At 47.8% G+C, this 26,372-nt stretch carries 26 protein-coding genes; 20 read left to right on the top strand and 6 right to left on the bottom strand.

The features are described from left to right. Positions 1 to 18: 18 nt before the first annotated feature. The 4 genes from purH to soxR all read right to left on the bottom strand — a co-directional run bounded on the left by purH (position 19) and on the right by soxR (position 4,507). On the bottom strand, positions 19 to 1,611 hold the full coding sequence (gene purH, locus ACRRSX_RS19980; RefSeq protein WP_432455838.1) for a bifunctional phosphoribosylaminoimidazolecarboxamide formyltransferase/IMP cyclohydrolase: 1,593 nt from the start codon (positions 1,609 to 1,611) through the stop codon (positions 19 to 21). A 263-nt stretch (positions 1,612 to 1,874) separates the two neighbouring features. Then, positions 1,875 to 3,617, bottom strand: a complete 1,743-nt coding sequence (locus ACRRSX_RS19975) for a diguanylate cyclase (protein WP_432455839.1) — start codon at positions 3,615 to 3,617, stop codon at positions 1,875 to 1,877. A 116-nt stretch (positions 3,618 to 3,733) separates the two neighbouring features. Then, positions 3,734 to 3,934, bottom strand: coding sequence for a DUF6435 family protein (locus ACRRSX_RS19970; RefSeq protein ID WP_432455841.1), 201 nt, complete (start codon positions 3,932 to 3,934; stop codon positions 3,734 to 3,736). 123 nt (positions 3,935 to 4,057) lie between these two features. Beyond that, positions 4,058 to 4,507, bottom strand: coding sequence for a redox-sensitive transcriptional activator SoxR (gene soxR, locus ACRRSX_RS19965; protein ID WP_432455842.1), 450 nt, complete (start codon positions 4,505 to 4,507; stop codon positions 4,058 to 4,060). 147 nt (positions 4,508 to 4,654) lie between these two features. Between soxR and ACRRSX_RS19960 the strand changes: the two genes are divergently transcribed. The 4 genes from ACRRSX_RS19960 (at position 4,655) to ACRRSX_RS19945 (ending at position 7,355) form a co-directional block, all read left to right on the top strand. Then, positions 4,655 to 5,071 (top strand): VOC family protein, encoded by a 417-nt coding sequence (locus ACRRSX_RS19960; protein WP_432455843.1) that lies wholly within the window; start codon positions 4,655 to 4,657, stop codon positions 5,069 to 5,071. Between the two features lie 302 nt (positions 5,072 to 5,373). After that, a complete protein-coding gene (locus tag ACRRSX_RS19955) occupies positions 5,374 to 5,673 on the top strand; it encodes an EamA family transporter (protein WP_432455844.1) in 300 nt (99 codons plus the stop codon). Between the two features lie 241 nt (positions 5,674 to 5,914). Next, complete coding sequence (zntR, locus tag ACRRSX_RS19950; protein WP_432455845.1) at positions 5,915 to 6,322, top strand: Zn(2+)-responsive transcriptional regulator; 408 nt, start codon at positions 5,915 to 5,917, stop codon at positions 6,320 to 6,322. Next, complete coding sequence (locus ACRRSX_RS19945) at positions 6,309 to 7,355, top strand: SO_0444 family Cu/Zn efflux transporter (RefSeq protein ID WP_432455846.1); 1,047 nt, start codon at positions 6,309 to 6,311, stop codon at positions 7,353 to 7,355. The genes zntR and ACRRSX_RS19945 overlap by 14 nt, the downstream gene beginning before the upstream one ends. 34 nt (positions 7,356 to 7,389) lie before the next feature. Here the strand turns inward: ACRRSX_RS19945 and ACRRSX_RS19940 are convergent, their stop codons facing one another. Next, entirely contained in the window at positions 7,390 to 7,800 is a 411-nt protein-coding gene (locus ACRRSX_RS19940; RefSeq protein WP_432455847.1) for an META domain-containing protein, read from the bottom strand. Between the two features lie 265 nt (positions 7,801 to 8,065). Here ACRRSX_RS19940 and udp point away from each other — a divergent pair, with 265 nt between their 5' ends. The 11 genes from udp (at position 8,066) to ACRRSX_RS19885 (ending at position 20,866) form a co-directional block, all read left to right on the top strand. After that, complete coding sequence (udp, locus tag ACRRSX_RS19935) at positions 8,066 to 8,839, top strand: uridine phosphorylase (protein WP_432455848.1); 774 nt, start codon at positions 8,066 to 8,068, stop codon at positions 8,837 to 8,839. A 661-nt stretch (positions 8,840 to 9,500) separates the two neighbouring features. Next, positions 9,501 to 10,511 (top strand): N-acetyltransferase DgcN, encoded by a 1,011-nt coding sequence (gene dgcN, locus ACRRSX_RS19930; protein WP_432455849.1) that lies wholly within the window; start codon positions 9,501 to 9,503, stop codon positions 10,509 to 10,511. After that, on the top strand, positions 10,504 to 11,481 hold the full coding sequence (dgcA, locus tag ACRRSX_RS19925; RefSeq protein ID WP_432455850.1) for an N-acetyl-D-Glu racemase DgcA: 978 nt from the start codon (positions 10,504 to 10,506) through the stop codon (positions 11,479 to 11,481). The genes dgcN and dgcA overlap by 8 nt, the downstream gene beginning before the upstream one ends. A 21-nt stretch (positions 11,482 to 11,502) precedes the next feature. Beyond that, positions 11,503 to 13,341 carry an ABC transporter ATP-binding protein gene (locus ACRRSX_RS19920; protein WP_432455851.1) on the top strand — a complete coding sequence of 613 codons (1,839 nt, stop codon included), beginning with the start codon at positions 11,503 to 11,505 and terminating at the stop codon, positions 13,339 to 13,341. 61 nt (positions 13,342 to 13,402) lie between these two features. Then, positions 13,403 to 14,947: a glutathione ABC transporter substrate-binding protein gene (locus tag ACRRSX_RS19915; protein WP_432455852.1), complete on the top strand. Its 1,545-nt coding sequence runs from the start codon at positions 13,403 to 13,405 to the stop codon at positions 14,945 to 14,947. Between the two features lie 19 nt (positions 14,948 to 14,966). After that, the gene (locus ACRRSX_RS19910; RefSeq protein WP_432455853.1) at positions 14,967 to 15,887 is read left to right on the top strand and encodes an ABC transporter permease; all 921 of its coding nucleotides are present in this window, start codon (positions 14,967 to 14,969) and stop codon (positions 15,885 to 15,887) included. 9 nt (positions 15,888 to 15,896) lie between these two features. Continuing rightward, complete coding sequence (locus ACRRSX_RS19905) at positions 15,897 to 16,778, top strand: ABC transporter permease subunit (protein ID WP_432455854.1); 882 nt, start codon at positions 15,897 to 15,899, stop codon at positions 16,776 to 16,778. Positions 16,779 to 16,877: 99 nt separating this feature from the next. Further along, positions 16,878 to 17,945, top strand: a complete 1,068-nt coding sequence (locus tag ACRRSX_RS19900; RefSeq protein ID WP_432455855.1) for a P1 family peptidase — start codon at positions 16,878 to 16,880, stop codon at positions 17,943 to 17,945. Continuing rightward, complete coding sequence (locus ACRRSX_RS19895) at positions 17,942 to 18,763, top strand: M55 family metallopeptidase (RefSeq protein ID WP_432455856.1); 822 nt, start codon at positions 17,942 to 17,944, stop codon at positions 18,761 to 18,763. Before ACRRSX_RS19900 ends, ACRRSX_RS19895 begins: the two co-directional genes overlap by 4 nt. 34 nt (positions 18,764 to 18,797) lie before the next feature. Next, positions 18,798 to 19,799, top strand: a complete 1,002-nt coding sequence (locus tag ACRRSX_RS19890; protein ID WP_432455857.1) for an isoaspartyl peptidase/L-asparaginase family protein — start codon at positions 18,798 to 18,800, stop codon at positions 19,797 to 19,799. Positions 19,800 to 19,951: 152 nt separating this feature from the next. Beyond that, positions 19,952 to 20,866 carry a LysR family transcriptional regulator gene (locus ACRRSX_RS19885; RefSeq protein ID WP_432455858.1) on the top strand — a complete coding sequence of 305 codons (915 nt, stop codon included), beginning with the start codon at positions 19,952 to 19,954 and terminating at the stop codon, positions 20,864 to 20,866. 266 nt (positions 20,867 to 21,132) lie between these two features. Here the strand turns inward: ACRRSX_RS19885 and ACRRSX_RS19880 are convergent, their stop codons facing one another. Beyond that, positions 21,133 to 21,342 carry a hypothetical protein gene (locus tag ACRRSX_RS19880; RefSeq protein ID WP_432455859.1) on the bottom strand — a complete coding sequence of 70 codons (210 nt, stop codon included), beginning with the start codon at positions 21,340 to 21,342 and terminating at the stop codon, positions 21,133 to 21,135. A gap of 165 nt (positions 21,343 to 21,507) precedes the next feature. On the opposite strand from ACRRSX_RS19880, the gene ACRRSX_RS19875 reads away from it, so the two are divergent. The 5 genes from ACRRSX_RS19875 to ACRRSX_RS19855 all read left to right on the top strand — a co-directional run bounded on the left by ACRRSX_RS19875 (position 21,508) and on the right by ACRRSX_RS19855 (position 26,368). Further along, a complete protein-coding gene (locus ACRRSX_RS19875; RefSeq protein ID WP_432455860.1) occupies positions 21,508 to 22,311 on the top strand; it encodes a helix-turn-helix transcriptional regulator in 804 nt (267 codons plus the stop codon). Positions 22,312 to 22,514: 203 nt separating this feature from the next. Continuing rightward, positions 22,515 to 23,585 (top strand): ABC transporter ATP-binding protein, encoded by a 1,071-nt coding sequence (locus tag ACRRSX_RS19870; protein WP_432455861.1) that lies wholly within the window; start codon positions 22,515 to 22,517, stop codon positions 23,583 to 23,585. After that, positions 23,585 to 24,508, top strand: a complete 924-nt coding sequence (locus ACRRSX_RS19865; protein WP_432455862.1) for an ABC transporter permease — start codon at positions 23,585 to 23,587, stop codon at positions 24,506 to 24,508. The genes ACRRSX_RS19870 and ACRRSX_RS19865 overlap by 1 nt, the downstream gene beginning before the upstream one ends. Further along, positions 24,508 to 25,326, top strand: coding sequence for an ABC transporter permease (locus tag ACRRSX_RS19860; protein WP_432456136.1), 819 nt, complete (start codon positions 24,508 to 24,510; stop codon positions 25,324 to 25,326). The genes ACRRSX_RS19865 and ACRRSX_RS19860 overlap by 1 nt, the downstream gene beginning before the upstream one ends. A 16-nt stretch (positions 25,327 to 25,342) precedes the next feature. Beyond that, positions 25,343 to 26,368 carry an extracellular solute-binding protein gene (locus tag ACRRSX_RS19855; protein WP_432455863.1) on the top strand — a complete coding sequence of 342 codons (1,026 nt, stop codon included), beginning with the start codon at positions 25,343 to 25,345 and terminating at the stop codon, positions 26,366 to 26,368. The last annotated feature ends 4 nt before the right edge of the window (positions 26,369 to 26,372 follow it).

Raw genomic sequence — 26,372 nt, 5'->3', positions numbered from 1 at the left:
AGGCTGGCTGTTATTCGTTTAGTGGTAGAAGTGGCGCATGCCGGTGAATAGCATGGCCATGCCGTGTTCATCCGCAGCCGCGATGACTTCGTCATCACGCATTGAGCCACCGGGTTGAATGACGCAGGTGATGCCCGCTTCGGCAGCGGCATCGATGCCATCGCGGAACGGGAAGAAGGCATCGGATGCCATCACGCTTCCGGCGACTTCCAGATTTTCATCGGCGGCTTTAATACCAGCGATTTTAGCACTGTATACACGGCTCATTTGGCCAGCACCGACCCCAATCGTCATGTTCCCTTTGGCGTAAACGATGGCATTCGATTTCACGAATTTAGCCACTTTCCAGCAGAATAGCGCGTCACGTAGTTCTTCTGCTGAGGGTTGACGTTTGCTGACGACGCTTAGCTCTTCTTGACCGACCATGCCTTGATCGCGGTCTTGCACCAATAAACCACCATTTACCCGTTTCAGTTGTAAACCGGTGGTTTTAGTTGACCACTCGCCACATTGCAGCAGACGCACATTCTTCTTCGCGGCAACAATTTGTGCTGCTGCTTCAGAAACTTTAGGCGCAATGATCACTTCCACAAATTGGCGAGAGACAATGGCTTCGGCGGTATCGGCATCGAGTTCTCGGTTAAAAGCGATAATGCCACCAAAGGCTGAAGTTGGATCGGTTTGATAAGCGCGCTGGTAAGCTTGCAGAATGTCATCTCCTAAAGCAACGCCGCAAGGATTGGCGTGTTTCACGATGACACAACATGGCTCAGCAAATTCTTTTACACACTCAAGGGCGGCGTCTGTATCGGCGATGTTGTTGAATGACAAGGCTTTACCCTGTAGCTGAGTGGCAGTCGATACCGAGGCTTCTTCAATGTTTTTTTCTACATAAAAAGCGGCTGCTTGGTGGCTGTTTTCGCCATAGCGCATATCTTGCTTTTTAATGAATTGGCTATTAAATGTTCGTGGAAACTTACTTTCTTCATCACCTTCGGTGTTGTCGCCGTAGCTTGGGACCATGGTACCGAAGTAGTTTGCAATCATCCCGTCGTAGGCGGCGGTGTGTTCGAAAGCGGCAATGGCGAGGTCGAATCGAGTGGCTTGAGTTAACGATTTATCGTTATTAGCCATTTCTGCCAATACACGGTCGTAATCCGAAGCGTTCACCACGATGGTCACGTCTTTATGGTTTTTCGCTGCACTGCGCACCATGGTTGGTCCGCCAATGTCGATGTTTTCTACCGCATCGGCCAGGCTGCAATCTGGGTTTGCCACGGTTGCTGCAAATGGGTAAAGGTTGACCACCACCATATCAATGGCATTGATGTCGTGTTCAGCCATGACTTGGTCATCGGTGCCGCGTCGACCTAAAATGCCACCGTGTACTTTAGGATGGAGTGTTTTTACCCGTCCATCCATCATTTCTGGGAAGCCTGTGTAGTTTGAGACTTCAATCACGGCGATGCCGTTATCAGCCAGTAATTTAGCGGTGCCACCAGTAGATAAGATCTCTACGCCTTGGTGGGCTAAAGATCGAGAGAATTCGATGATGCCTGTTTTATCTGAAACACTGATCAGTGCACGTCGAATCGGTCGAGCGTTTTCCATTGGGGTTTTATCCTCATTAGCAGTTATGTGCGCTAGCGGTACAAGTTGCCCGAAAAATAAACAACTTAGGTTTGAGGCGCGCATTTTACAGGAAAAGTCTTAAGAATGTGCAATTTTTAGTAGATTAATCATCCGTAGGTAGCATTGTTTAGTCCTTATTTTTTATTGAAATTTATGTGAAAACAGCAACTTCGATTGCTGTTCAAGGTGGTGATTAATGGACGGATTGGTTTATTTTAGCTTGGGGGAGCCGCTCAGTTGCACTATTGGGGGAGTTTCAGGTGATAGCGATTACGTCCAGTTTGTTTACTGATGTACAGCGCTTGGTCAGCTAAACTCACAACTTTTTCAAGGCTGGTGTCGATGTTTTCTGCAATGGATACCCCAATACTGATGGTCAGCATGGTTTGATCTTCAACTAAAGTGAAATTATGGGGGATGGCAGCTTTACGGATGGCTTCAAGTAAGTTGTTCGCGGCAAGTGTGGCATATTGTTGATCGCTATTACTTAATATGGCGATAAATTCTTCGCCACCATAGCGTGCAATTAGATCCCCCGGACGTTTACAAATTTGGCTGTCGATTAGGGTTCTAGCGACAAGCTCCAGGCAAATATCGCCCGCGGGATGACCATAGTGATCGTTATATTGCTTAAAATGGTCGATGTCGATCAGCATAATAGTGATCGGATATCCATCGCGTTGTGCGCGGCGCCACTCACTATTTAAAAAAGTATCGGCGCAGCGTCGATTGGGGATGCCGGTGAGGCTATCAGTGATAGATACTTGCTCGAGTTCTTGGTAGGCGGCGCGCAGTTGCTGCTGAGCCGCCTCTAGGTTGGCGGTTCGTTGTTTAACCCTATCTTCTAATACCAGTTGGGCTTGATATAAGCTGCGCTTGCCGTTACGGAGGCTGATATACAGCAACATAAATAGGCTAAAAGTCACCACTAAAGAACTAATGATGCCAATTAATACGATGTTTTTGGTTCTACCATAAACGTTATATGCCTCGGATTTGTCGATTTCGGTGGCAAGGCCAAAGCCATAGTTGGCTTGCCAACTCCAAGCGCCTAATACCAATATACCTCGGTAGTCTCGGTAACCTTCTATATTGAAGTCCGTTTGCCCTCGAGTGGCGCTTTGTGCCATCAGTGTGAGTGGTAGTTTAGATAGTTTTTGGTCTCGCCTCTCCAAGATATTGCTACCGGGATCGGTGATTCGAATGGTGTTGATGGCACTTTGTGCGGGCGCTAACAAACCGACTCGATGAAGTTGCTCGTCGGAACGAGAATTTGAAAGCATTACACCATTTTGATCAAAGGCATAAGTTGCACCGCTGTCCCAGATGTTGCCAAGTTGGGTGATCGTATTAAAGTGTTTATGTTGATCGGCACCGATGATCAGAACGGCAATCACCTGTCGTTGTTCATCGAACACTGGTGAACAAAAGTAAATGTGACTTTGGGGGGCGCGCTCGGTTTTGACTGAGCCTGTGATAAAACGAGTTTCACCAGCTAATACCCGTTGTATCGCTTGTGAGCTTAATTCAAATAAAGGGTGGCGTGTGGTTTGCTGCGTGAGGTTCGAACTGAGGATTTGGCCATTGCGGCGCGTCAGCCAATAGTTCTGATCTTGATAACTTTCCATAATAAAACGCAGACTTTGTGCCAGCTGTTGTTCTGCTTTGGCAAACTGCGATGGACTAGGTTTACTGCGAGTGAAGGTCTGCGCAATGCTGCGCAGTGATTGAGAGCGGGTGATGTTATCTAATTCTGTCAGTCGGTGTTGTAGCCAAATATGCTGAGCTTGTTGGGTGGTATGCAGAGTGGTTAATAGAGATTTTTTTACCTTGTTTTTAATTTCACGATCAACATTGTTTAGCGCAGTAAATACAATGGCGAGGATCGCGAGGCTGAAAAAGGCTAATAAGGCAGCACCCAAGCCGAGCTTAACCACGTTGGGCTTCGTTCGCTTGTTGATAACTTGACTGACTTTATTTGGCATGTTCGTCGCTAATTTGGCCGGCGTTCATTAAGTATGGACGCCGACTCTGTTTAGCTCAAATTACTGATATTTAATAATTTTCCTGTCAATAGCCTGATGCTTTAATGATTTACTTGTCACTTTTCACTTGGTGTATTGGGCAACTGATTTTTCAACTCTAACTCTTTGATTTCTTTCCATAGTTGCTCCGCATCGGCACTTAGCATCGAATAGCTCATAATGTCGCCTCGTCTTTGCGCGAGCATTGCCGATTCCAGTAAAACATCATATTTTTTTCGTTTACGTTTCAATGGATTTACTTTTAAAAAATTAAACATAGTTACTCCTCGGTTAAAAGGAATAACGTTGCAAGTATTAAAAAAGTTCTTTGGGCATGCTTATTTTTATCGATAAAGGGCGCTTTTGATTCAAGCTGCGATTTTGGTCGCTATGGTGCAAGTTTATGCTCGGTCTAATAGAACAGGTCCTTGCGCTTGTTCAGCTAGGATGTCATCGGGATTGTAGAGCGGACAATTCTGCATGGAGAGGCAACCACAACCAATACAGCCGTTGAGAGAATCCCTAAGCTTTTCTAGTTGATGGATCCGTTGATTTAATTGTTGGCGCCAGACCTTTGACAGCTGCTGCCAGTCTTGTTTGGTTGGAGTGCGTTGATCGGGCAGGCTGGCGAGGGCCAGCTTAATGTCTTGTAAACTGATCCCCAATTTTTGTGCGGCTTTGATCACCGAGACCCGTCGTAGTACATCGGCCCGATAACGGCGTTGGTTGCCCTGGTTACGCCAACTTTGGATCAGCCCTTTACTTTCGTAAAAATGCAGTGTCGATATTTTCACGCCACAGCGTTTGGCGACAAAACCTACCGATAGGGCTTTTGGTGGAGTGCTGGTCATCGCTTTTCCTCAAATGAATATTGTTTGAGGATAAGAAAAAAACTCCTTTACCTCAAGTTAACTTGAGCTTTTATGCTAAACACAAATATCACCGAGTCGTCGATTCGCTGGTGTTCACAGCAATGATCAATAACGAAGGAAATCACAATGTATTTAGAACATTTGAATTTAGTGGTGAGCGATCTTGATGCTACGCTTAAGTTTTACGGGGCCGCTTTTCCCCACTGGTATATTAGAGGACAAGGTCATCAGTTATGGCATGGAACCCCAAGAAATTGGGTTCACTTTGGTGATGAAACGCATTACTTAACTTTTAACGATAGTGGTCGAGGGGAAAATCGGTCTTTGACAAGTAACCAACTGGGCTTGGCACATTTCGCTTTTGTTACCGATAATATCGAGGCGTTGAGCCAGCGTTTGCTGCAAGCTGGTTTTCCGATTCACAACCAGGGCGCGGCGACACAATATCGTAAAAATGTATACTTCCTAGATCCCGATGGTTTTGAGCTTGAATTTGTACAATATCTGTCTGATATTCCCGCAGAGCGAAATCAATATTTATAAACCTATCAGCTGTGGGCGGAGACTCTCATCACTTGGTTTATTTGGATGATTTGTCTAGCCGTAGATGTAGGCTTAGCTGGCGGCAATTCTTGGTTGATTGCCTACATCCCAGACTAACTGAAACAAAATGCTATCGTCCTATGTGGCGTAAATATGAACTCTGTTGAAACACTAGAGTTTGGTATTGGCATTGCTTTATTTAGTATCAATGGTTTTTTAAATAAGCTCGGCAATGCTCGCCGGATTTTCCAAGAACACTCAAATGTGGGGACGAGCCCCCTCTGATTGTGGCAAGGAATGTATTGGGTGCAGCCAGCCTACAGATATTACTTATATTCTTGTTTTCTGATAGCCAACTCCTAAGCCATGTAACTTTAGATACGATTCTTTTTATTATCTATCTGGGGGCCATGTGGGCCGGAGTTGTTTACTTTCTTTATATGCTTCTCATATCGGAAACAGGCCCTGTATTTACCTCACTCACCAACGATCTAGGCCCCACATTCGGTGTCTTGGTCGGTGTTATCTTTGCTAACGAAAATGTGGCTCTGAATACTTGGATTGCCTTAGCATTGATACTAATTGCAGTGGCCCTTAATTAAGAGAAGGCTGCAAAGTAAAAGCTTGAGCATGGTCACTCTGGGTCACTCTGGCAGATATTTGTATGTGCCACTTTAGCTGGTGCACTAAAAGTCATCAACTTGCATCATATACTCTAATAAAATTATCCCGTCAGCAGGCTTAGACTCTGCATTGAACCAAGAGATTTTTATCATTCCAGAAAAAAAAGGTTGACCCTAAACCTAGCTATAGGGTTTATCCTGTAGTGAATGGGAGGTATTTATGTATCGGATCGGGGAATTAGCCAAGCTAAGTGGCTTAAGTGTCGAGGCCTTGCGTTTTTATGAGCGCAAGGGGCTACTGAAAACGCCCGCGCGCGAGGCCAACCAATATCGTATTTATAGTGAGACAGATGTAGCTCGATTGCGCTTTGTGCAGCGGGCAAAGCAATCTGGTTTATCAATTAAAGATATCGCTGAATTACTGAACCTGCGAGAGCGAGCCGAGCAGGTGAGTTGTCACGATGTGAGCGTCCTTATCGAACAAAAGTTGGTCAAGGTACAGCAGCAACTCGCTCAGCTACAGGCTTTTGAAGCGACTTTGCGCCAATTACATGAGACTTGTTGTGGTGGCAGTGAAAGTGCTGCCCAGTGTTCAATATTAAAGGCTTTAGAAGATGTTATTGACTAATTTTATTGGATTATTTCTAAGTGCTGCGCCTTGGTTATTACTAGGCTTTGTGATTGCCGCCAGCTTGAAACTGGGCTTACCGAGTCGTTGGTTGGCTAAGCATTTAGGTAATAACCGACCGAGTACAACAATAAAAGCAGCGTTTATTGGCGCGCCTTTGCCATTGTGCTCTTGTGGGGTGATCCCCGCTGCGCTGGGTCTACGCCGTGCTGGGGCTTCGAATAGTGCCACCACCTCTTTTCTAATCGCAACACCGGAAACTGGAGTTGATTCGGTGGCCATTTCCTATGCGCTGTTGGGGCCGGTGATGGCAATTATTCGTCCTATTGCGGCGATTGTGAGTGCCATCGTAGCGGGCCTTTTAGTTGGTAATAGTGAAGCTGGTCAAGCGCCAAAAACTGTGGTTAAGAGTTGCTGCAGCGGTGGTCAGTGCGCTAGTCAATCATCGCCCGCCGAGACTCCCACAGCAGACTGGCGTAGCAGTTTACGGCGCTGGGCAGATGCCTTGCTTGAGATGGTACGGGATAGCTACCTATGGTTGTTTGTGGGTTTGGCATTTGCTGCATTGATTCAAACTTATTTGCCAGAAAGCTTTATGACCCGGTGGGGGCAGGGGTGGGGCACCATGGTGGTGATGGTCTTAGTCGGGATCCCTATGTATATCTGCGCAACGGCCTCGACACCGATAGCCGCGGGCTTGATTATCGCTGGCATTTCACCGGGGGCAGCTTTGGTGTTTATGTTAGCCGGGCCAGCGACCAATATTGCAACGCTGATGTTAGTGCGCCAGGAGATGGGCATGCGAGCCTTGGTCGCCTATTTAAGTGGGGTGATTGTGACAGCGATGGCCTTTGGTTGGAGCCTGGATTGGGCTATTGGCTATTGGCATTGGCCGGTGGATCCGGTGGCTTGGCAACAACAACAGTTCATTGCCACCACTTGGGTACTCGCTAGCAGTAGTATGATTGCGGCACTGGTGGCTTATGCGAGTTGGCAAGACTTACGGCAAAGCTGGTTTAGAAAAAGGGCTTAACGAGTAAGCGAAGTGCTTCGCTTACTGATGGTGGTTAGGATTTGTTTGGAATGCGCTTAAATACCGCGCCATTAGTTAAGCGCAGTGTTTCGCCATCTCTGATGATTGGCTGCTCTACGGCTTGCATAAATTCCATTTCAATCTTGTTCAGAGGAGCAGCACAGATCATCCGTGTCATCGCAATCGGTTGGGTGAGGCTGAGTTGCTTGCCATCCCAACTTGCGCTGGCAAAAAAGTTATTGCAACCCGTGGTTCCAGAAATTTTGTAGCCTTGTTGGGTTTCTTCTAAGTGAAAGGCGGGCAGTTTGATATCGGCTATTTGGTAGTCGTCGGCGCTCATATACCAGCGGCTATTGGCCAAGTTCATATTTCCTTCCGATTGATGACTGACACAGCCACTTAAACCCAGTAATATCGCTACATAAATAATACGCAGATTTTTCATTGTTACTTCTCTGGCTAAAATAATTCTACTGATTGTAGAACAGCGGCTTATAGACATGCTAATGATTCATTTGTTTATGGTTTAAATCGGTGGATTGTTGCGTTTTAGATCAGGTTACAAAGGTGAAAGTTATTTCAACATAAGCGGTGATAATGAGCTGTTTTTAGCTTCACTTACAGCTAAATGCGAGATGTTTCACACTTATTCAGCAGTTCAGCCCCTATGCTCAGGGCATTAATTATTCGACTCAATTAGGGAAGTCAGCATGAATCAAGCCGCAAGTGTATTTCATTTAGGGTTAAACCCTGAGATGTTAAAAGGAGCCAGCTTGGCGATTATTCCCGGTGATCCTCAGCGGGTCGAGCGGATCGCTTCGTTATTAGATAATCCGCAGTTATTAGCCTCTCAGCGAGAATTTACCTCTTATCTGGGTGAATTGGATGGAACCCCCGTGGTGGTATGCTCCACCGGGATTGGTGGGCCTTCTACCTCTATAGCTGTGGAAGAGTTAGCACAATTAGGGGTGCGAACTTTTTTACGTGTGGGCACCACTGGCGCGATCCAGAACCACATCAATGTGGGGGACGTCATTGTCACCACGGCTTCGGTTCGTTTAGATGGCGCCAGCCAACATTTTGCGCCGATGACGTTTCCCGCCGTGGCCGATTTTTCGTGTATGCAAGCTTTGCATAGTGCAGCCTTAGAAGCCAAGGCAAACTGTCATGTGGGGGTTACTGCATCCAGCGATACCTTTTACCCGGGCCAAGAGCGCTACGACACTTTTTCTGGTCGAGTAACCAAAGCCTTGCAGGGTTCGATGGAAGAATGGCAAGCCATGGGGGTACTTAACTTTGAAATGGAGAGTGCGACCTTATTTACCATGTGTGCCTCGCAGGGTCTTAAGGCTGGCTGTGTTGCTGGGGTGATTGTGAATCGGACTCAACAAGAAATTCCCGATGAAAGCTTAATGAAAAACACCGAACATAAAGCGGTTAGTATTGTAGTAGAGGCCGCGCGTAAGTTACTCGCTACGGTTTAATACTTCAGCCGTTTGAAGACAGTCATTTGCGGCTTATTCAGCAAGGCCGAACCGATGCGATTGAGATCCATTGGGGGTTAAAACGATGAGCCACAAATGCGGCTTAAAGGTGGGCTCAGATCATTTGGGCCTTTCATCTTTGAGTGGAAGGCTAAGTTGTATTTGCTTCACTCACTGAGTCGCAATTTGTTACCACAATAAAAAACTCTCATCTGGAGCAACATCTGTTGCTTAAATGTTCACTAAGCCGAGTGTTCCTGCATATTGGTTTGCTTCTAAGTTCCACCGTAGAAACACCGCTAGTGGTATGTTCTTCACCATCGTGACATGTTTACAAGCCTCATTTTTGCAACACGCTGACTTGAACAATGGTCTGCATATGCTCGCCTAATCGTTTTCTGGCCACTCATTGGATGGCTCGGTTTAGCTCATCAATCTTCCTATGTATGCCGATAACAAGCGTCGATCCTGAACCAATTTTATAATTTGTAGCTCTTTTATTGAGCTCTGGTTTTCAGTTGGAGTTAGTCATTATGGGGGCTGTCGGTTGGCTATAACCTAAGGGTTATACCCTTGCCACATATTAGCATTCGTCATGGCCTTGAGGGCTATGGAACAATCAAATTCATTCAATGAGCAGCGTGATTGTGAGTGAACGAGAATGCAAATACCGCAACCCTATCTTTTATTTATTGGTGATGTTACCGACCCTTTGGCGGCGAAAACGGCACGAGGTATTTTTGCCTGGCGCCCCGAGCAATGTATTGGTCAATTGCGTTTAGCAAGTGCGACCGTCGCCTTAGACCTTCCCGATGTGAGCATCGAACAAGCGAAGAGCGCAGGCGCCAAAACCCTAGTTCTGGGAACTGCCAATGCGGGCGGATTTTTGCCTGAGCACTGGCAACAGACGATTCGCCAAGCGATTTGTACCGGTATGAATGTGGCCAGTGGTTTACATCAGCGCTTAAACGATATTGCTGAATTACGGGACCTAGCCAAGACCCATCAGGTGCAGTTATTTGATGTGCGCCATAGTGAACAGGCGCTCCGGGTGGGGACTGGATTGCCACGGACTGGTCATCGTGTACTCACCGTGGGGACCGACTGTGCTGTTGGCAAGATGTATACCTCGTTGGCTTTAGAAAAAGCCATGCTTCAACTAGGAATGAAGGCGCAATTTCGTGCGACCGGTCAAACCGGGGTATTGGTTTCTGGTGAAGGTTTGTCGATTGATGCGGTGGTAGCCGATTTCATTTCCGGTGCGGTGGAACAAATCGCACCCGCGAACGAGCCGGATCACTGGGACATTATCGAAGGGCAGGGCTCGCTGTTTCACCCTTCTTATGCAGGCGTGAGCCTCGGTTTATTGCATGGCGCTCAACCACAGTGGTTGGTGATGTGCCATGAAATGGGGCGTCCTCACACGCGTCATCTGCCGCATCACCCCTTGGTCGACATCGCAGAATGTGTTGCTGAAAACCTACGAGTTGCCAAAGTCACCAGTCCTGAGATTCAACTCGCTGGTTTTGCGATTAATACTTCGCAGTTTTCGGACCTGGAAGCTCGAGAGTTCTGTCAGCAACTGAGTGAACGTTTTGGTGTGCCTGCGACCGATCCGGTGCGTTATGGGATTGACGATATCGCTTGTTACTTACGCAACGCTCATGAATAAATTGACTCGCAGCCTACAAATCGAGGTCGTGGAATTGCCGCTGGCGAAGCCCTTCGCGATTTCACGCGGAACTCGTAATGCCGTCACGGTGGTGAGAGTCGCCATCGAAGAAGGAGGCCTGATTGGCTTGGGGGAATGTACGCCCACAGCCCACTATCAGCAGTCGGCAGAAACCGTGGTGGCACAGTTAAAAGGAGTGCAAGCCGCAATTGAAGCGGGGGCGACTCGGCAACAGTTAGCCGATTTATTACCCCGAGGTTCGGCGAGAAATGCTCTTGATTGTGCATTATGGCGGCTAACTGCGGCTCAATCTGGCACTTCCCTATGGTCTTTGACTCAACGGGCTCAGCCTCGATTGATTGTGGCGGCCGAGACCTTAAGCCTCGCTTCGCTGGAGGCGATGGTGGAGGCCGCTCGTGAAGCCGTGGCTCGTGGCGCCAAACTACTAAAAATTAAGCTGGATGCTCAACAGGTCTTGGAAAAAGTGGCGGCAATTCGAGCGGTCGCTCCTCTCACGGTATTAATTATTGATGCTAACGAAGCTTGGGGCAGTCTGGATTTAGAGCCATTGCTGGTGGCGCTTCAATATCATCAGATTGCAATGGTTGAACAACCATTGCCCGCAGGGCAAGACCAAGCCTTAAGTAAGTTTCAGCATCCAATCCCCCTATGTGCCGACGAAAGTTGCCATGATCGTCACGACATTGCGGGGCTTAGTGGTCGTTATGAGCTGATTAATATCAAGCTGGATAAATGTGGCGGCCTCAGTGAAGCCTTGGCAATGGTTAAAGTTGCCCAGCGGCGAGAAATGGGGGTGATGGTGGGGTGCATGTTGGGATCATCGCTGGCCATGGAAGCTGCATTGCCAGTGGCTACCGATGCTGAATTTGTCGACCTCGATGGCCCGCTTTGGTTAGCCGCCGATAGCGCGCCCCACTTAGTTTATCAAAATGGCTGTATATACCCGTAACACAATCAAGGAGTGATGAAGATGCCGCAAGCGAAGCAAACACCACCACTATTAAGTATTCAAGATCTCAGCGTTAGCTTTCGCAGTCGCAGTGGAAATCAGCAAGCTTTGAGCCGCGTTTCCTTTGAGTTATATCGAGGGGAAGTGGTGGCTGTGGTAGGAGAGAGTGGCTCCGGTAAGTCGGTGACCTCCTTATCGTTGATGGGTTTATTGGCCGATAACGCAGAGATAGAGCAAGGTAAAGTGATTTACCAACCACACCTGGATAAGCCTGGCTACGATCTACTGACCCTCGGTGAAGAACCGCGTCGCAAGTTACGAGGTCAATCTTTGGCAATGATTTTTCAAGAGCCAATGACCTCCTTAAATCCCGTGTTAAAGGTGGGGGATCAGCTCACCGAAGCGCTGCGTGATCATCAGCTATGCGATCAAAGCAGTGCTTATCAAAAAGCCTGTGAGTTATTACAGCGAGTACGGATTGCCGATGTGGAACGGGTGATGAAAAGCTATCCGCAATCGCTCTCTGGCGGCATGCGGCAACGGGTGATGATTGCGCAAGCACTGGCTTGTGACCCCAGTATCTTAATTGCCGACGAGCCAACCACCGCCTTAGATGTCACGGTGCAAGCGAGAATATTACAGATATTACGCGAGTTACAGCAGCAGCGAGATATGGCGGTGATGTTTATTACCCATGATATGGGGGTGGTGGCAGAAATCGCTGATCGGGTGGTGGTGATGCTACGCGGTAAAGTGGTTGAAACGGGTACGGTTGAACAAATTTTTAAGGCACCGCAGCATCCTTATACCCAGTCTTTGCTGGCCGCAGTGCCCAAATTGGGGGATATGAGTAAGCGCGCTTGGCCTGCTCGTTTCCCGATAGTTGGTGATGCCGCGCAGCAAGCCCCGGAAGATCACCGTACTGCAGACTATTCGCAAAAACCCTTACTGGATGTGCGAGGCCTAAAAGTCTATTACCCACTCCGTCATGGCTGGTTGTCTGCGGTGACTCACCATATTCATGCTGTTGAGCAAATTGACCTCAAAATATATCCCGGGGAAACCTTAGCTATTGTGGGGGAGAGCGGTTGTGGGAAGTCGACCACAGGTCGGGCTTTGTTGCGGCTGGTGGATGGTAATAGTGAAACGATTCATTTTCAGGGGAAAGAGATCTCCTTACTAAGCGATGCCGCCTTTAAGCCCTTGCGTCGTGAGATGCAGATGGTGTTTCAAGATCCCTATGCCTCGTTAAATCCTCGTTTAACGGTTGGTTTTACGATTGCTGAACCGCTGTTAATTCATGGCTTGGTCAAGTCATTGGCCGAAGCGACGCCTCAGGTAGAAGCCCTATTGGTGAGTGTTGGCCTTAAGGCTGAACATGCTCGTCGTTACCCACATGAGTTTTCCGGTGGACAGCGGCAACGGATAGCGATTGCCCGAGCCATGGCGCTGAAGCCGAAGGTGATTATAGCAGACGAGGCGGTATCGGCTTTAGATGTCTCGATTCAAGCTCAGGTGATCAATTTGATGATGGACTTGCAACAGCAAACTGGCGTGTCGTGGATTTTTATTTCTCACGATATGGCAGTGGTTGAACGTATCGCCAACCGAGTTGCAGTGATGTATTTGGGGCAAATTGTTGAGCAAGGGAGTCGCCAAGCGGTATTTAACAATCCTCAACACCCTTATACCCAACGTTTATTAGCTTCTGTTCCAGTTGCAGACCCGGCACGCCGAGGTTTGCGTCTGTTGGACGATACCGAATTGGCCCCTTCCCCGATGCGTCCGGTGGGCGCGGAAGTGGCCAAATTATGCTACCGAGAGGTAGTGCCACAACACTGGGTGGCTGAAGGATCTTAGTGAGGGAAAAACTGAGATTGTAGGTTGCTACTTGTTTGAATAATGAACGATCAGGAGAAATATGATGACACCACTAGTTCGCCATACTGCTGTGGCTTTGGGCTTAGCGCTAAGTTTAGGCTCTGTTGCCCATGCTGAGGACTTAAAAATTTCAATGTACGCCGATATTACCGGCCTCGACCCACATGATACCTCTGATAACGTCAGTTACTCGGTACAAAGTGGTATTTTTGAACGGCTCTTCCAATTTGACGCTAGCATGAAGTTAGTCTCCCAGTTGGCGACCAGTTACACCAGTAACGAGGATGCAACTGAGTTTGTGTTGCATTTGCGTCAAGGGGTGACCTTTCAGGATGGGACGGTTTTTGACGCGGCTGCGGTTAAGGCTAACTTGGAGCGTTTAGCCGATCAGTCGCTTGGGCTGAGAAGAAATAGCCTATTCAAAATGGTCAAGCAGGTGAATGTACTGTCACCAGATACCGTAAGTGTGGTGCTCAATCAATCCTTTGGTGCCTTTATCAATACCTTGGCTCACCCGTCTGCAGTGATGTGGAGCCCCGCAGTATTGGCTAAATATGACAAAGAAGCCGATTTGCGTAAACACCCTGTAGGGACTGGGCCGTTTGAGTTTAAAGACTGGCAACCGGGTAAAGAAGTTTTGTTAGTGAAAAACCAACATTACTGGAAGGCGGGTTGGCCAAAGGTCGACAGTGTGACTTTCTATCCAGCGCCGGAAGACGCCACCCGGGTCGCAGCGCTTAAATCGGGACAAGTCAATGCGATTTATCCTTTGCCTGCCGATTTGGTAAAAACCGTTGCTGACGATAGTCAATTAGCGGTACAGCGTGACCCAAGTATTTACATGTACTACATGGCGCTAAATACCCAGCATAAACCCTTGGCGAAGTTAAAAGTACGTCAAGCGATAAACTATGCAATCGATCGTCAACTGTGGTTAAAAGTTGGTTTTGCTGGAATGGGTGTGGCGGCACAATCGGTGATTGCACCTAATGTGCAGTTCTTCGCGAAGCAAAGCTCACCGGATTACAGCTATAAATTAAGTACTGCCAAACAACTACTCAAAGAAGCGGGTTACGCGGATGGTTTGAACTTAAAACTATGGGTATCGAATGCCACTGCCTCGGTTCGTAGCGCTCAGTTCTTAAAACAGCAGCTAGGCCAAGTCGGTATTAAAGTGACCGTAGTTCCGATGGACTCAGGCACTCGTAACGACAAGTTATGGAGTGTGAGTGATCCGAAGAAAGCCGAGTACGACCTCTACTATGGTGGCTGGTCGCCTTCAACGGGTGATGCCGATTGGGCGTTACGTCCACTATTTGCCACAGAATCTTGGGTCCCAACAGCCTATAACGTGTCTTACTACAGCAATGCCGCTGTGGACAAAGCCATCATGGGTGGATTAGAGACCGCTGATCCTGAGTTACGCGCCAAGGCTTATGCGTCTGCCCAGCAGCTAATTTGGCAGGATGCGCCAATTGCCTTTTTGGGCACCCCAGATAATTTAGTGGGTAAACAGAAAAACCTACAAGGGGTGTCGATGTTAGCCGATGGCTCGTTGTTGTTTGCACAAGCGCAGTATAAGTAAGAGATAGAGGGAGAACACGATGTTAGCTTATGTGGTCCGCCGAATTCTGGAAATGATCCCTGTGCTGCTGGTGGTCTCCCTTCTGGTGTTTGCTTTTATTAAGCTCTTGCCTGGCGACCCGGCACGGATCTATGCCGGGATAGACGCCCCCATCGAAGCGATTGAAGAGGCTCGGGTGCATCTTGGTTTAGATAAACCCTTAGCCACCCAATATGTGAACTGGTTGGGTGATTTATTCCATGGCGAACTGGGGGTGACTTTCCGAACTCAGCAACCGGTGACCGAAGTGATTGGCAGAAGCTTTATGCCTACCTTATGGTTGGCCTTAGCTGGCTTTGTTTGGTCGGTGATCTTGGGCTTGCTGGTTGGCGTATTGTCGGCGCTGAAGCGCGGTAAATGGCAAGATTGGACCTTAATGAGCCTGGCGATTGGCGGGATCTCGTTGCCGCCATTTTGGCTGGGTTTATTGCTGATCCAATTTGTGGCGATGCCCTTTGGGATCTTTTCGGTGAGTGGTTTTAATCAACCCTCCGATATCATTTTGCCTGCCTTTACCTTAGGTGCCTCGGTTGCCTCGGTGATGGCGCGTTTTACTCGTTCAGCCTTTTTAGAAGTGGCCCAAGAAGACTATGTGCGTACTGCGAAATCGAAGGGGCTACGGGCCCGCTTGGTAACCTGGAAGCATATTATGCGTAATGCCTTGATCCCGGTGGTAACGATGCTGGGGCTGCAGTTTGGATTCTTGCTGGGCGGCTCGATAGTGGTGGAAAGTGTTTTTAGCTGGCCTGGTTTAGGGTGGCTATTGATTCAATCGATCCAGACCCAAGACCAACCGGTGATTCAAGCATTGGTGATGCTGTTTGTATTGGAATTTATTGTGATTAATTTGTTGGTTGATCTGCTCTATGCGGTGATTAACCCAGTCATTCGTTTGCGTTAGGAATCAGTGATGGAAGTATTAACGGAGCTAGAGCAGCAGGGACCTATTCGCTCCCCCTGGCGAGATTTTTGGCAACGCTTTTTTAGCAATCCGATGGCCTTGTTTTCGGGTGGTTTTGTTGCAATTTTAGTGCTGATTGCTCTGTTTGCCCCTCTGTTAGCACCTTGGGATCCGATGCAGTCGGACTGGTCGGCTCTATCCACGGGGCCTAATTTTCAGCACTGGATGGGCACCGATGACCTTGGCAGAGATGTGCTCAGCCGGATTATTTATGGGGCTCGGATCTCCCTTTATATTGGCCTGCTGTCGGTCACTCTCGGGATGATTTTTGGCATTTTGCTTGGCCTGTTTGCGGGGTATTATGGTGGCTGGCTGGACATGTTTATTATGCGGGGCGCCGATGTATTATTTGCTTTTCCTGGGATGTTGCTCGCGATAGCTGTGGTGGCTATTTTAGGTCCCGGATTGAATAATGTGATTGTGGCAGTTGCGGTGTTTAGTGTGCCAGTGTTCGCTCGAATTGTACGAGCTTCCACCCTGGCCTTGAAAGAAGCCCCTTATGTTGAAGCGGTGCGTTGTGCAGGAGCCAATGATCGGCTAATCCTGCTACGTCATATCTTACCGGGTACTCTGGCCAACGTGATTGTGTTTTTTACGATGCGCATAGGCTCCAGTATTTTAACTGCAGCTAGCTTGAGTTTTATTGGTTTAGGGCCCGAACCAGATGTGCCTGAATGGGGTAATATTCTGGCGATGGGGCGCAGTATGATGATGGCTGGCGTATGGCATGTGAGTATGTTCCCTGGTCTGGCTATTTTCCTCAGCGTTTTAGCATTTAACCTGTTGGGGGATGCCTTGCGTGATACTCTCGACCCCAAATTGAAGGTTTAGCCAGAGATCGCTTTAAATCTGAGCGTCGGGTGATGAGTGGGCCGACTCGTGGCGTCGCCAGAGCAGAGTGCGGCCAAGTAATAAGTGAGTGAATGAATTATGGATCAATATCAAGCCCAACGAGTCGCACTATTGTTACAGCGTTGGCAAACGGAGCGGACCATCGGTCATCCGCGTTTACCCTGTGGCCAGTATAACCGCATCAGCGATGTGCCGGGGGTGAGTGTTGGGCATCAGACTTTGGCTCAAGCAGAGCTGCAAACCGGGGTGACGGCGATCGTCCCCAGTTCTGATAATCTATTTACCCATCCTTTGCCCTGTGGCGCGGCGGTATTGAATGGTTTTGCTAAACCAGCAGGTTTGACCCAAATAGAAGAGTTAGGTCAGTTACAAACCCCAATTTTGCTGGGGAATACTTTGGCGGTGGGGCGGATGTTTAGCGCTTTGGTGGCGCATTGTAAACGCGCCAATCCGCAATTAGGTCGCCAGCAAGCCACGGTGAATCCAGTGGTGCTCGAATGTAACGATGGTTTCTTAAACGATATTCAAAACATCGCGGTGAGTGAGGCATTTGCCGAGCAAGCGATTTATCAGGCCAGTGCCGAATTTGCGAGAGGTAGTGTGGGTGCAGGGCGAGGCATGAGCTGTTTCGGCCTGAAAGGTGGGATCGGCACCAGTTCGCGTCGACTTGAATCGCTGGCGGCCACTTTGGGGGTGTTGGTATTGGCCAATTTTGGTAGCTTATCCTCGCTGACCCTGGATGGGGTTGTGATGGGGGAGGCGATTGCCCCGCATTTACCCGATTTAGCGGCACAACGCGACGCAGGTTCAATCATTATTATTATGGCGACCGATGCGCCGCTCAGTGCTCGTCAATTGAAGCGCGTGGCAAAACGAGCTGGAGCAGGTTTAGGTCGTTTAGGCAGTTATTGGGGGCATGGTTCCGGGGATATTGCATTGGCGTTTTCTACCGCCCATTCGTTTGGTGAATCGATCGCCGATCAAGATCTGGAACAAATGTTGTGTGCTGCGGCAGATGCCACTGAGTTTGCCGTTTTAGACGCCCTCATGCAGGCCACTTCAGTCGTTGGATTTGAGGGGCATTTTCGCCCCGCACTGGCTCAGCTCTTAGATGAGCTAGCGGCGCAGTATCAGGAGCAGCAATGAAAATTTTTATTTCAGCAGATATTGAAGGGATTGCTGGGGTGGTCAGCCCCGAGCAATGTAGTCCGGGTCATCGCGAGCATGAGTTGGCTCGGGCATTGATGGAGCAAGAAGTGAATGCGGCGATTGCTGGCGCATTTGACGGTGGGGCCAGCGAAGTGGTGGTGGCTGATAGTCACGCCAGTATGACAAATTTGCGGGCTGCCCAGATCGATGCTCGCGCTCGATTAGTGCAGAGTAAACCACGGCCACTCTCGATGGTTGACGGACTGGAACGGCATCACTATGATGGCGCTTTTTTCATTGGTTTTCATAGCGGCGCAGGTCAGGCTGGCGTATTGGCGCATACCATCAATGGTCGCGCTTTTTATCAGCTTAAGATCAACGGTGAAGCGATGGCTGAGGCCGATATCTATGCCGCTGCTGCGGCTGAGCATAATACACCGCTGTGGTTAGTGAGTGGCGATGATCAGCTACAAACATGGGTCCAACAGTATTATCCCACGGCCCATTACGCTTGCGTGAAACGGATGATTTCAAGTACCGCTGCGGACTCGTTGAGCCCGCAAACCGCCCAAGCCTTGATCCGTGAACAGGCTCGGTTAGCGGTTATCGAGGCTAATTCAAGTCAGACCTCACGGCTATCTGCTCCTTATTGTTTGGAGTTGGCGACTAGCAGACCGGTATTTGCCGATCTATTTAGTTTAGTTCCTGGAGTTAAAATGTTGGATGCGCGCACGGTGTCATTTACCAGTGATTCAATGGGCGAGCTAGTGAGCTTACTGAGTGCGTTTTCGTATATGGCAAGCAGCCAAAATTAGTTGAAGTAGAAATGACAAGGTTGAGGAAGACGGTATGACAACACCAGTGATTGTTATCCATGGTGGCGCAGGCGCTTTATCGCGTAACAGCATGAGCTCGCAAAAAGAGCAAACCTATCGGCAGTCGCTGGCGCAGATAGTAGCCGCCGGACAAGCCATACTCGCAGCGGGCTGTAGCGCGCTCGATGCAGTGACTGAAGCGGTGCGTTTACTGGAAGAAGATCCCTTATTTAATGCCGGTTACGGCTCGGTGTTTACCCATCAGCAAACCCATGAACTAGACGCTTGTGTGATGGATGGACGAAATCTGCAAGCCGGAGCGGTGTGTGGTGTGGCGCGTATTCGTCATCCTATTTTAGCCGCGAGGGCGGTGATGGAACACAGTCCTCACCTGCTGCTGAGCGCTCAAGGTGCAGAAGACTTCGCCGCCGCGCAAGGTCTGGCAATGGTCGACGAAAACTTTTTTTCTACAGATGAGCGCTTGCAACAGCTCATTCGAGTGCAAGCCAGCGATACATATCAAATCGCTTTAGATCATGATGGTCAGCGGCTCAGTGAGAGCCCTATTCGTGGTTTGGACGATCATGATGAGCCTTTAGACCCAGATAAGAAATACGGTACGGTGGGAGCCGTGGCGATTGATGCCAAGGGAAATCTCGCAGCGGCAACCTCCACTGGGGGCATGACCAATAAAATGCTTGGGCGGATCGGCGATTCACCAATCGTGGGGGCGGGGTGTTATGCAAACAATCAAACGGTGGCGGTTTCCAGTACCGGTACCGGAGAAGCATTTATGCGAGCTGTTGCCGCCTATGATGTGTCGGCCTTGATGGAATATGCGGATTTGTCTTTGGCTGAGGCAACGCAGCGAGTGGTGATGGATAAATTACTTAAACTGGATGGAAGTGGCGGGATGATCGCGGTTGATGCTGCTGGCAACATCGCCTTACCGTTTAATAGTGAGGGGATGTATCGTGGCTATGGTTATGTTGGTGGCTTACCGAAAGTAGGGATCTATGGCGATCCTGAAAGCTAGCTTATTTAAGGGCCTTGAATATCTCGAAGCCGGATATTCCGCCTTTAATCGCGTGTCGTATTAATAACAAAATCACGTTTTATCGGTCTAATTATTGCTTTAACAAACCATTGATTGTGAGTGGTATTCCCTGCCGTTGAGGGTAAAGCAATATGAGATTACGCCAAATTGAAATTTTTCAGGCTATTGTTCAGGCTGGAACTATTAGCGGGGCAGCCCGTTTACTTAATGTCTCTCAGCCCAATGTGAGTCGCATCTTGAATCATACCGAACAGCAATTGGGCTTCAGCTTGTTTGAGCGGCATGCCCAAGGGATGCGCATGACGGAAGAAGGGCAGATGTTGTTGCCCGAAATTGAACAGGTTTACGATAAGCTACAATCAATTTCTGAATTAGCACTGTCATTGCGCAAAAATAAGGTGCAGACGGTCAAAATTGGTGCAGCGCATGCTTTTGGTCAAATGGTGGTTGCACCCAGTATGGTTGCCTTTTGTAAGCAAGATCATGCGGTGCAGGTTAACTTAGTAACCGAGCATTTTGCCGCGCTCAGCCAATTGGTACTCTCGAAGGAATTAGATTTTGCGCTGGTATTTGGCCAGCATGTGGCACCGAAGCTGTTTGCTGAGCCCTTGTTTCAGTCGGTGATGGTTGCGGTATTGCCCGAGGAGATGCCTTCGCCTCCAGTGGTCAGTTTATCTTGGTTGTGTGAACATGACTTAATCATGATGCAACGTGATGACCCCTTAGGTCGAGTATTGCATCGTGCCCTCGATGATAAAAAACTTACCCCGCGTTCGGCACTACACGTGAAAACCTATTCGGTGATTGCTGACATGGTGTTATCAGGCGGAGGGGTTGGGATCGTGGATGTGTTCACTGCCCGCTGTTATGAACAAAAATTAAAGATTGTACCAATAGCGCAAGCCTTACCCTTTGAAGTGATGTTTCTTAGCCGTGTGGGGAGCCCGCAATCTCCCGCTACGCTTAAGTTGAAACAGCAACTCAAAATGCAGTGCCAATTGGTGGCACAGCAAGCCTTAGCTAGCGTATTAGAACTTGCCAGTTAAGGTTTTTCAATTTGCCAAGTGGAAATGACGCTTGGCTGGAAAGCGGCTTTCGTGTCATAGGCGTCACCGACTTACTTCGCTCAACTCATCATCCGTGAAGTGTTCCGGCAGGTCTTCTTGCAACGGTATTTACTGCTGGGCTTGTCGTATATTCTTGCGGGAAATCATTCAGCCACATCTATTGCAGTGATTTTTAATATAAGCGTGTGGTCACCAATGGCTGAGATCATATGGCGATGATGGTCAGCTTAATTGTATTCCTGAGTTTAAATCGTAAGGTCGTCACTTCCTTGGCTTCGTGCAATGGTTTGATTTACACCGAGAACTGCTTGGTAAGCTTTTTTGATGTTAGATTGAACCGCTTTCTGATTGCCAGAAGTACTATTGTGAGCGACAAGTTGAGCCAGTTCTTCGATGATGTTGTTGCGGCGTTTTCTACCGAACTGAGAATTTGACTCAATAGTGTTGGCAGCCATCGCTTGGCTCTATGATTAGGGCTAATCACATCAACTCTATGTTTGTTGCTGGTTACATAAGCTGTAAACTCGTTAAAAAGTCATAAAACATGCAATCTTGGGGGGATATAACTCCAGCATAGTATGCTTAAATAGTGGCGAAGGCATTTCAGGAGAAGACTAAATATGAGCAAGATATTTGGTGCCAAGCATGATAAAGCACTGGCTGACTTAGTCTGTTCTTTAGGTAGTGCTAGTTTTCCTGAGGCGCTGAGTCATTTTGTAGGTAAGTTGGTTAATTTTGACAACCTTATCATCATTGTATACCACAAGGACCATACTCCAGAAGAGCTCTACAGAGAGTCAAATAATCCACAAGTATACGAAAAAATGCAGACCCATTATTTAAGCGGTGCCTACATGTTGGATCCGTTTTATCATGTTGTATGCAGAGGTATTCAAACGGGTATCCATAATATTTTTGATCTTGCGCCAGATCAGTTTAAACATACTAGTTATTTCAGTGAATATTATAATCAAACCACTCTGATCGATGAATTTGCTTTACTTGCCCGGCTTGGGCATGAATCGACTTTAACGGCTTGTTTTGGAAGGGATAAAGTACGAGGGATCCCGTATAGTAAAGTCGAGTTAAAGTATATAAAATCACTTGAAAACGTATTGTCTGCGCTATGTTCACAACATTGGAAAGGCTATCAGCCCAAAGAGGGTAAAAATGTTGTCTTACCTCCTGTCACCGAGCGTCTTCGCGATGCAATGACAAGCCAGTATCGCATCACACTTAGTCCTCGCCAAGCAGAAGTTGCCTTCTATATATTACAGGGGCATTCATCGTTATCCATCTCTCTCAACCTCAGTATCAGTAAAGAGACCGTGAAAGTATTTCGTAAACAACTGTACTCTAAATGCAAAATTAGTTCACAAGCGGAATTGTTTGCATTGTTAATGCCGGTTATTTCAACCCTTTAGACTCCAATATTCATGCCACTTGATGGTGAGTGGTGCTTGTTCCTTCGTTTGCTAGCCATATCCGTCAGTCCTTTCCTCATTGAGTTACCACTGTTTAATGTTTGCTCAATATGTTTCATAACCCTCTAGGGTTATATACCCCTAAATTCAGTTGCTATATCGTTAAAACATGAATCTAAGGGGTATCAAGGGGATAATTAACGATGGCACACAATGTATCGGTGGGGATTGATAATGTGGTTAAGCGCTATGGATCCTTCACTGCTTTACATGGCGTTTCTCTCGATATACGGGAAAACGAGTTCTTTACCTTGCTTGGACCATCCGGCTGCGGAAAAACAACTTTATTAAGGTGTATCGCTGGCTTCGAAGATGTCAGTGAGGGGAGCATTCGCCTGCATAATAAAGACCTTACTGGTTTGCAAGCGCATCAACGCCCGGTTAATACGGTTTTTCAACAATACGCTCTGTTTCCGCATATGACGGTAGAACAGAATGTGATGTTTGGTCTGTTGTGTAGTGGCTGGGATCGACGAGAGGCCGTTCGCCGAGCAGATGACATGTTGAAGCTGGTTCAACTGGCCGAATATGCCGATCGTAAACCTACCCAATTATCTGGTGGCCAACAGCAACGGGTCGCTTTGGCCCGTGCTCTGGCGCCTCGCCCTAAAATATTGCTTCTTGATGAACCTCTCTCGGCTCTCGATCTGAAGTTACGTCAGGCTGTGCGTGTTCAGCTCAAAGAGATCCAACGGGAAACTGGTATTGCTTTTGTGTTTGTGACTCATGATCAAGAAGAGGCATTAACGATGTCGGATCGCATTGCTGTGATGTCGAACGGACATGTTCAGCAGGTCGGAACACCAAAAGAGGTTTATGAAGTACCCGTTAATCGGTTTGTGGCTGATTTTATCGGTGAAACGAATCTTTTGGATGTTGAGGTGCAATCGGTTACCAATGGAACTGCACAGATCATCCTGCCTGGAGGGCATTCATTTTCTTGTCCTGCGGCTGCCAAAGTGGGTCAGGGGAGCGGACATTTATCTGTTAGGCCGGAGCGAATCAGCTTGTGTTCAGCAGAGCAAAGTGATTTACAAGGCGCGGTTACGGCTCAAATCTATCTGGGAACCGACACCCATGTGCAGCTAAAATTGATTGATGGCGAGGAGATGACCATTCGAATGCAAAACTCTGCAGCGTTGGCAATTCCTGCGGTTGGTCAATTGGTCGGCTTAAAGCTGGAGGCAGGTGCTGCAAGCCTGTTGATTGACTAATGGCTGCTGGTGCGTCTTTAGGCGCTAACCTCTCTTCAAATATATATAAAGGTAAGGCCTTACGCCTTATGCTTCCAAGCTGGGTGATGATCGGTATCTTTTTATTGATCCCAGTGATTTTAATCGGTGTTTACTCCTTTCTTACTAAAGAGTTTCGCGGTGGCGTGCTGTGGGATTTTTCCATCGCGTCCTATGACCAATTTTTCCTCGACCGAGGGTTGTTTGGTGATGAACCACCCACCATCGAATGGACCTATATCAATATCTTTTTCCGTTCGATACAACAGGCCGCGATAGCCACCTTTCTGTGTTTGATCATCGGCTTTCCTACCGCATGGTTTATCGCCACCCGTAACGAAAAGTCGAGACCGGTATGGCTGTTTCTAATCACCATTCCGTACTGGGTAAACTTGCTGATCCGCACCGTATCAATGAAGTTTCTGATTAGAGACAGCGGACCTTTGAACGAGTTTTTACTTTGGAGTGGGCTGATATCGGAGCCTTTGGGCTTAATCAACACCGATTTCGCAGTGCAGCTAGGACTATTTTATAGCTATCTGCCGTTTATGGTACTTCCGATTTACGCGTCTGTAGAGCGTTATGATTTCAGCTTATCCGAAGCCGCAGCAGATCTATATGCCGGTGCTTGGACCACATTGCGACTGATCATTCTCCCGGTCGTAAAACCGGGGATCATTGCAGGTTGCATCCTAGTATTTGTTCCATCTTTGGGGGCCTTTTTAGCACCGGACCTCTTGGGCGGCGCAAAAAACTTCATGATCGGCTCTCTCATTGAAGAGCAGTTCAAAGGTGCGGCAGGCAATTGGCCCTTTGGTGCAGCAATTTCGATAATTCTATTAACCATCGTGATGGTGGTTCTTATTATTTACGCCAGAAGTCAGTATAAACAGGAGCAGAAGTGATGAAAGGAATGACGGATTTAAAACGATTCGCAGGCTTTCGGGAAATCACCCTTGTTTGCCTAGTGATTCTTTATGCACCGCTGGTTATCGTTGCGATTTATTCGTTCAATGCATCCCCTTCCATAACCAATTGGGGAGGCGTGTCGTTGAATTGGTACCGGGAAGTTTTTACCGGCCCAGAAGCACCTAAATTCAAAATGGCGGCAATTAATTCAATTGTAATTGCTATCTGTGCTGCAAGTGTTGCAACCATGATTGCATTGGCCGCCGCCGTTGCCATGACAAGAGCAGGCAAATTTAGAGGCAAAATAGCCGGTTTTGCTTTGATTAACCTACCGCTGATGGTGCCAGAAGTCGTTACCGCAGTGGCTAGCTTGGTTTTCTTTTCAGCAATTGGCTTTAAAGGAGGCTTACTCACGATCCTTCTCGCTCATATTGTGTTTTGCATTCCTTTCGCTTATTTGCCTATTTCTGCCCGGATGCAGAGTATTCCTTCGATGTATGAACAGGCTGCAATGGATTTATACGCAACTCCCAAAGAGGCGTTCACTAAAATACTTTTGCCGATGATGATGCCCGGTATTTTGTCTGGATTTCTACTGGCCTTCATTATCTCTTTAGACGACTTTTTGATTACCAATTTTGTAAAAGGTGCGGGCGTAGAAACCCTGCCAACGGCCATTTTTGGCTCGGTTAAACAGGGAATTAAGCCAAATATTATGGCCATTTCCACACTCATGCTCGGCGTATCGGTGATTCTGGTTGCTCTGTCCTGGTTTATTGGACGCACAGGACCAGAAAAAACATCAAAATCTTAACAGGGAAGAAAGACTTATGAAAAAAACAACGATTGCATCTATGTTATTGCTGGCACTTTCTGCGAATGTGCAAGCAGCCGGAAAATTATCGATTTACCATTGGTTTGAGTATATTCCTCAGGAATTATTGGACAAGTTCTCAAAAGAATATGATGTCGAAGTAACGATGGACACCTTCGACAGCAATGAAGCCTTATTGGCCTCACTTAAAGCTGGGAAATTAGGCAGCTATGATGTCGCGGTACCAGGCGATTACATGGTTAAAATTATGCAAGGTGAAGGGATGCTCGACACCTTTAAACCAGAGGAATTGCCTAACTTTAGCAATATCGATAAGCAGTGGCTTGAGGTTTCTTTTGATCCCGGAAGGAAAAGCTCTATTCCTTATCAGTGGGGAACCACCTCATTTTCAGTGAATCGAGATGTTTACCAAGGCCCTATCGATTCAACGGCACTTATCTTTGAGCCACCCGAAGCACTGAAAGGCAAAATTAATGTTCTCGATACCGCAGGAGAAACCCTCACTCTTGCTTCCTTACACCTCGGTATTCCGCAATGTAGTACCGATAAATCCCAGTTAAAACAGTTAAGCCAGTTAGTCAACAAAGCCAAGAAAGACTGGGCATCTTTTGGTTCCGATGTGGCGAAAGATGTACTGGTTTCCGGTGATGCTGCGGTCGGTATGATCTGGTCTGGATTTTCCGCCAGAGCTAGAGCCGAAGGCGCAAACATTGAATATGCATTTCCCAAAGAAGGCTACATTGTCTGGATGGACAACGTCGTGCTGCTGAAAGATGCCCCGAATCGCGACAATGCGCTGAAGTTTATGAACTTCTTACTTGAGCCGGAAAACGCGGCCGCTGTGACAAATTATGCGCAATATTCTTCTGGAGTAAAAGGGACCACGCCTTATCTCTCTGATGCGGTGAAAAACTCACCCGAATCTAACCCGCCGAAAGGCTCTAAAGGGGTGTTTATCCAAGTCTGCGATCAAAAAGTACAAGAGATGTACGACGCTATCTGGACTCGTTTAAAGAAATAAATAA

The organism is Agarivorans sp. QJM3NY_30, assembly GCF_050870855.2.
In the GTDB taxonomy this organism is placed as follows: Bacteria; Pseudomonadota; Gammaproteobacteria; order Enterobacterales; family Celerinatantimonadaceae; genus Agarivorans.
This window is presented reverse-complemented; position numbering and strand designations above follow the sequence as displayed.